7 protein-coding genes and 2 pseudogenes are annotated in these 5923 nt (G+C 67.4%); 2 read left to right on the top strand and 7 right to left on the bottom strand.

What is annotated here, in order from left to right; translation table 11 throughout:
* From G6021_RS08565 to groL, 7 genes and pseudogenes are all read right to left on the bottom strand, one after another.
* Positions 1-217: pseudogene (locus G6021_RS08565) on the bottom strand (hypothetical protein); the annotation flags it as partial.
* A gap of 158 nt (positions 218-375) precedes the next feature.
* Complete coding sequence (locus tag G6021_RS08570; protein WP_179523437.1) at positions 376-1485, bottom strand: alpha/beta hydrolase family protein; 1110 nt, start codon at positions 1483-1485, stop codon at positions 376-378.
* 367 nt (positions 1486-1852) lie between these two features.
* Complete coding sequence (locus G6021_RS08575; RefSeq protein ID WP_182615805.1) at positions 1853-2014, bottom strand: hypothetical protein; 162 nt, start codon at positions 2012-2014, stop codon at positions 1853-1855.
* Positions 2015-2147: 133 nt separating this feature from the next.
* Entirely contained in the window at positions 2148-2300 is a 153-nt protein-coding gene (locus tag G6021_RS08580) for a hypothetical protein (protein WP_182615807.1), read from the bottom strand.
* 402 nt (positions 2301-2702) lie between these two features.
* Positions 2703-2861, bottom strand: a complete 159-nt coding sequence (locus tag G6021_RS08585) for a hypothetical protein (RefSeq protein WP_179523440.1) — start codon at positions 2859-2861, stop codon at positions 2703-2705.
* 51 nt (positions 2862-2912) lie between these two features.
* Positions 2913-3056, bottom strand: coding sequence for a hypothetical protein (locus tag G6021_RS08590; protein WP_182609540.1), 144 nt, complete (start codon positions 3054-3056; stop codon positions 2913-2915).
* Positions 3057-3338: 282 nt separating this feature from the next.
* A complete protein-coding gene (gene groL, locus G6021_RS08595) occupies positions 3339-4961 on the bottom strand; it encodes a chaperonin GroEL (RefSeq protein WP_179523441.1) in 1623 nt (540 codons plus the stop codon).
* A gap of 284 nt (positions 4962-5245) precedes the next feature.
* Here groL and G6021_RS08600 point away from each other — a divergent pair, with 284 nt between their 5' ends.
* Together G6021_RS08600 and G6021_RS08605 are read left to right on the top strand one after the other, a co-directional pair.
* Positions 5246-5719 carry an SRPBCC family protein gene (locus G6021_RS08600; protein WP_179523442.1) on the top strand — a complete coding sequence of 158 codons (474 nt, stop codon included), beginning with the start codon at positions 5246-5248 and terminating at the stop codon, positions 5717-5719.
* A gap of 5 nt (positions 5720-5724) precedes the next feature.
* Positions 5725-5923 (top strand): annotated as a pseudogene (locus G6021_RS08605) (hypothetical protein); the annotation flags it as partial.

Genomic DNA, 5923 nt, shown 5'->3' on the forward strand with positions numbered 1-5923 from the left:
CCTGGCCCCGCAGTTCCGTGATCGCCACGTCCACGCCCTCGGCGGCCAGTGCGCGGGCCAGCGGGAGGTAGTACCGGGCGCCGACGGCGATGCCGGGCAGGACCAGCACGGCGGGCCTGTCGGAGTCCCGCCGGTCGGCCTCCACCATCAACAGCGGACTCGTGCTGCCGTCCGCGTGCCGGAGCTCGGTCCGCCGCGGGTCGTCGGTCTTGGTCATGCGTACAGGATGCCGCAGTCCCCTGCCCACACCGCACCCGGCCCGACGTGACCACGCGCACGCTGCACGCCCACGGACGACGACGGACCCCGCCCCACTCGGATGGTGGGACGGGGTCCGTCGGAGCCGGGACCCGGGGGCGCCGGCGCGTCAGCCGATCAGATCGGGCCGTAGCGCGCGTTCATCGCCTGGGCCATCATCGGCCAGGACTGCTTGAGGTCGTCCTCCCAGTAGCCCCACGAGTGCGTGCCGTTGGGCGCGAAGTCGAACTGGGCCGGGATCTGCAGCTCGCCGAAGCGGCGGGCGAGGTTGGCCGTGCAGTACTGCGTGGCCGCCTCGATGATGCCGCCGACGATCGCCTGGTTGGCGAGGGCCGGGATGCTGTTGCGCAGACGCCAGTTCTCCAGCGACTCGTGCGGGCCGGGCAGGCCGTTGCCGGTGGAGATGAACATGGCCGGCAGGGTGCCGTTGTCGCGCTGGGCGACGAACTTGTGCGCCTGGGCGACCGGGTCGTTGGCCACCCAGCCCGGACCCGGGTAGGGGCCCCACATGTTGTCGAGGTTCGCGCCGCCACGCATGCCGGTGACGATGTTGATGAACTGGTAGCCGATCGGGGTCGACGTCTCGGCACAACCCGAGTACGAGCCGATGGCCTGGAAGCGGCCCGGGTGGTTCTGGGCGATCGTCAGGACCGAGGTGGCGGTCATCGAGATCGCGGCGAGGCTGCGCTTGCGGTTCGGGTAGTTGCCGCCGTACCGGCCCTCGAAGAGGGTCGGGAGCTCCTGCGCGAGGTAGGTCTCGAACGCCATCGGGCGGTTGGTCTCGCGGGCGTAGCGGGTCTGGACGTTGGGATCGTGACGCTGCCAGTCCGTGTAGTAGGAGAAGGCACCACCGATCGGGGTGACGGTCCAGACGTCCTTGTCGGACATGAAGGCCCGGACGTCCGACTGCGCCTGCCAGGTGGCCGAGTCCTCGCCACCACCGGCGCCGTTGACCAGGTAGAGCACCGGCGCGCCGGCGTTACCGTCGCGGGGGCGCTGCACGATGTTCGGGACCTCGATGGCCATCTTGTCCGACCACACCGACACGATCAGTCGACCGTCGGGAAGCTGGGTCTCGACGACCTTGTTCTGGGCGGTGGCCTTGGTGTACTGGATATTGCCACCCTGGGCCTGTGCCGTGCCCGTGGCAACGACGGGGACCATGGCCGCGGCGATGGCCGCTGCGGCGACCTTGGTGCCCAACCGGCCGCTCTTGACTGAACGCATATTCCGACGCCTAACCTTCTCGTTGTTCACAGACGGACCCGGGCAGACCCTCGCTTGACAGCTAACCCGATTCCCAGTAGTCACACAAGTCCCACTAAGCACACCCCTGGTGGGAGCGTGCCTACAGGACCGAGTCTTGCGCCCGCCGGGCACCATCCGAGGATGACATACCCGGGTGGCCCGCCGGTAACCGCGGAACCACCCTTGCGGCTCACGTCAACATTATCGACGCTACCCGGCCTCTTGTTACCGATATGAAGAAAATCCGATACACCCCGCGCGGCGCGTGGGCGGGCGCCACACCGGGGAGCGCACGAGAAAGGGCCCCGGGCGAGGCCCGGAGCCCTTTGTCGATCAGCCGTACGACTCAGGCCATGAAGCCGGCGTCGAGGGCCTTCTGGAAGTCGCCACCGAGGAAGTAGCCGACGCCCTTGACCAGGTTGTTGACGTTGCCGAGCAAGCCGCCGAACAGGTTGACGATGCCGCCCTCGCCGATGACCGGGCCGAGCGAACCGAGATCAATACCCATGGTGTTCTCCTAAGAAGTGTGGTTTCCGGATGCGGATCCGGGGAACGGAAAGTTGCTGGAGTTGGTCACCTTACGCCGTGACCGGAAGCGGGGGCGCGGCCCGTGCCGCGTCAGGACCAGAAGAGCCGAGGGATCAGGTCTGGTCGGTCGCGCCGAGGCTGCCGAACAGCGCGTCGACGGCATCGATGGTGTCGGTGCCGCTGATGGAACCGGTGAATCCGATGAAGCCGTCGATGAGGTTCTTGACCGCGGTGAGTGCGGCACTGATGGCGCTGAAGTCAGGCATGTGTGTCTCCCTTTGAAAGTGGTGCCCCGGCTCATGGGGCCAGAGTCAGCATAATCTGAGCGGCTCCGAAGTCAATTGTGACCTCGGTCTCGACGGCAGCCGGGTGACGCCTTATCCGCCCAGGGCACCCTTCGTGACCCAGATCACTAGATGCAAGGAAACCCTAGCACCTTGATCTGCCTGCGCAAATACTATTGAGTCAACGACTTAATCGAGCGCATTAACTTTCCCTCACGCTGGGCGGGGCGTGGCGACGCCGCGGAGACACCTTTAGGTCGATAAACATTCATCTAGACAAGCGCCCACATAACTGCGCGTGGCACAGCAGTGCGGCCCGCGCGAGGGAGATCGCACGGGCCGCACCGGTGTGCTGAGGGCATGGCCGCCCTCAGCAGGCTCGGGTCACCACATCATGAAGCCGCCGGCGAGGGCCTCCTCGAAGTCGCCTCCGGTGAAGTAGGCCAGGCCGGAGAACAGGTCTCCGAAGGCGCCGAGGAAGTCGTTGACATAGCCGAGGGCGCCGCTGACGCCGGCGAGGGATCCGAACTCGGGGAAGAACATGGTGTGCTCCTGGGTCTGCTGGGTGGTTATCTCTGGAGGTGAGCTCTGGGATCAGTCGGCGCTGATGCTCGACACGGCATCGAAGAAGTCGTTCATGCCCCCCTCGCCCCCCAGCGACCCGGTGAATGTGACGACGGCTCCGAGGATGTCGGTGATGCCTCCGAAGAGGTCGGACAGCTGACCGAAGTCGGGCATGGTGTTCTCCGTTCTCGTGCGTTCACGGCACCCTTCGAGGCGCCTGACAGGAACACTAGAAAAGGACGCGCGTCCACCACAATGGGCGAAACGGCACCGTAACCGCAGATCACAGGCTATTTACGCGGCGGGGGAGAGATGACGATCCTGTTACGGGACCGCCACCGCGGTCCAGGAGTGTCGGGCCCGCCGTGACCCGTCCGAGGGCACGCACAAAAGGCCGTGGCCCGCACCGGGGTTCTCCGGTGCGGGCCACGGCCCGGCGTACTGTGTGGGCTCGGGTCAGAAGCCCATGCCACCCATCTCGTCGCCACCCGGCATCGCCTGACCGGCGGGCTCGGGCTTGTCGGCCACGACGGCCTCGGTGGTGAGGAAGAGCGCCGCGATGGAGGCGGCGTTCTGCAGCGCGGAGCGCGTCACCTTGACCGGATCGTTGATACCGGCCTCCAGCAGGTCCTCGTACTCGCCGGTGGCGGCGTTGAGGCCCTGGGCGCCCGGGAGGCTCCGGACCTTCTCCGCCACGACGCCCGGCTCGAGACCGGCGTTGAAGGCGATCTGCTTGAGCGGGGCACTCAGCGCGAACTTGACGATCTTCGCACCGGTGGCCTCCTCGCCCTCGAGGGACAGCCCGTCGATGGCGACCTCGGACTTGACCAGGGCGACGCCGCCGCCGGCGACGATGCCCTCCTCGACCGCGGCCTTGGCGTTGCGGACCGCGTCCTCGATGCGGTGCTTGCGCTCCTTGAGCTCGACCTCGGTGGCCGCGCCCGCCTTGATCACGGCGACGCCGCCGGCGAGCTTCGCGAGGCGCTCCTGGAGCTTCTCGCGGTCGTAGTCCGAGTCGGAGTTCTCGATCTCGGCGCGGATCTGGTTGACCCGTCCCTCGATCTGCCCCTGGTCGCCCGCGCCCTCGACGATGGTGGTCTCGTCCTTGGTCACGACGACCTTGCGCGCCTTGCCCAGCATGGAGATGTCGGCGGTCTCGAGCGAGAGGCCGACCTCCTCCGAGATGACCTGGCCACCGGTGAGGATGGCGATGTCCTGCAGCATGGCCTTGCGACGGTCACCGAAGCCCGGAGCCTTGACGGCGACGGACTTGAAGGTGCCGCGGATCTTGTTCACGACGAGCGTGGACAGGGCCTCGCCCTCGACGTCCTCGGCGATGATCAGCAGGGACTTGCCCTCGCCGATGACCTTCTCCAGCAGCGGCAGGAGGTCCTTGACGGTGGAGACCTTGCCCGAGACCAGCAGGACGTACGGATCCTCCATGACCGCCTCCTGGCGCTCCGGATCCGTCATGAAGTACTGCGAGATGTAGCCCTTGTCGAAGCGCATACCCTCGGTGAGCTCGAGATCCAGGCCGAAGGTCTGCGACTCCTCGACCGTGATCACGCCCTCCTTGCCGACCTTGTCCATGGCCTGGGCGATGAGCTCGCCGATCGCCGGGTCGGCGGCGGAGATGCCCGCGGTCGCAGCGATCTGCTCCTTGGTCTCGATCTCCTTGGCGGAGGCGATCAGGTGCGCGGTGACGGCCTCGACGGCCTTCTCGATGCCGCGCTTGATGCCCATGGGGTTGGCACCGGCGGCGACGTTGCGCAGGCCCTCGCGCACGAGCGCCTGGGCCAGGACGGTGGCGGTGGTGGTTCCGTCGCCCGCGACGTCGTCGGTCTTCTTGGCGACCTCCTTGACGAGCTCCGCACCGATCTTCTCGTACGGGTCCTCGAGCTCGATCTCCTTGGCGATGGAGACGCCGTCGTTGGTGATCGTGGGGGCGCCCCACTTCTTCTCCAGCACGACGTTGCGACCCTTGGGGCCGAGCGTGACCTTGACGGCGTCGGCGAGCTGGTTGAGACCGCTCTCCAAGCCGCGGCGGGCCTCTTCATCGAACGCGATCATCTTTGCCATTGGGTGAATCATCCTCCGGGTGTGGGGTGACACGTATGTGGTCGGCGTCGGCGCCCGCGACGGACGGAGCGGACCGTGTCAGATCCGCGCCTCACCTTGCGACCTCAGTTCAGGTGTTGCTGGCACTCAGGGTAGCCGAGTGCCAACCGCTTTTCTAGCACTCGCCCCCCACGAGTGCAAAGGGTGCGGCCCGGTGTTCGCGGCGGGCGAACGACACGCACGGCCGCGCCCCGTCCCCTACCATCGAGACGCCATCGAAGCCCGTTCCCATTGGAAGGCCATCCATGCCCACCGAGTCCGCTCCCGCCGCCATCGAGAGTTCGATCGAGATCGACGCCCCACCGGCCCGGGTCTGGGAAGTCGTCTCCGAGGTCCGCAACGCCCCCCAGTGGAGCAGCCAGGCGCACAAGGTCGTCGCCCTCGGTGGCCGCACGACCGCCGGGACGTGGGCGCTCAACATCAACAAGCGCGGCCCGATCTTCTGGCCCACCACCAGCCGTGTCGTCGAGTTCGAGCCCGGCAGAAGGTTCGCCAACCGCATCACCGAGAACACCACCATCTGGGTCTTCGAGCTCGAGCCCACCGCCGACGGCGGCACCCGGCTCACGGAACGTCGTGAGGTCCCGAACGGCCTGACCTTCATCTCGACGTTCCTCACCGACAAGCTCTTCGGCGGACAGCCCTCGTTCACCAAGGAAATGGACAGGGGCGTGTCGACCTCCCTGAAGCGGATCAAGGCCCTCGTCGAGCAGGGCTGACCGCCATGGCCGGGGTGGGCGTGGTCGCGGTGGCCCGGAGCGGGCTCGCGACGATCCTCGCGGGCTCCCTCGTGGCAGCGCTCACCGGGTGCGCGCTCTGGACCGACGACGCGGACCCCGCCACCCCCGACCGCGAGGAACCCGGCCCCACCCTGGCCGCGGGTCCACCTCCCGGTGACTGGCAGGACGTCCGCAGCCCGACCA

It is taken from the genome of Dietzia sp. CW19 (assembly GCF_014145265.1).
Classification (GTDB): Bacteria; Actinomycetota; Actinomycetes; order Mycobacteriales; family Mycobacteriaceae; genus Dietzia; species Dietzia natronolimnaea.

What these genes read in the sequence shown, in the direction of transcription:
- G6021_RS08590 (WP_182609540.1), bottom strand. Translation starts at nt 3,056, where the DNA reads ATGCCCGACTTCGGTCAGCTGTCCGACCTCTTCGGAGGCATCACCGAC.
- G6021_RS08585 (WP_179523440.1), bottom strand. Translation starts at nt 2,861, where the DNA reads ATGTTCTTCCCCGAGTTCGGATCCCTCGCCGGCGTCAGCGGCGCCCTC.
- G6021_RS08575 (WP_182615805.1), bottom strand. Translation starts at nt 2,014, where the DNA reads ATGGGTATTGATCTCGGTTCGCTCGGCCCGGTCATCGGCGAGGGCGGC.
- G6021_RS08600 (WP_179523442.1), top strand. Translation starts at nt 5,246, where the DNA reads ATGCCCACCGAGTCCGCTCCCGCCGCCATCGAGAGTTCGATCGAGATC.
- G6021_RS08580 (WP_182615807.1), bottom strand. Translation starts at nt 2,300, where the DNA reads ATGCCTGACTTCAGCGCCATCAGTGCCGCACTCACCGCGGTCAAGAAC.
- G6021_RS08570 (WP_179523437.1), bottom strand. Translation starts at nt 1,485, where the DNA reads ATGCGTTCAGTCAAGAGCGGCCGGTTGGGCACCAAGGTCGCCGCAGCG.
- groL (WP_179523441.1), bottom strand. Translation starts at nt 4,961, where the DNA reads ATGGCAAAGATGATCGCGTTCGATGAAGAGGCCCGCCGCGGCTTGGAG.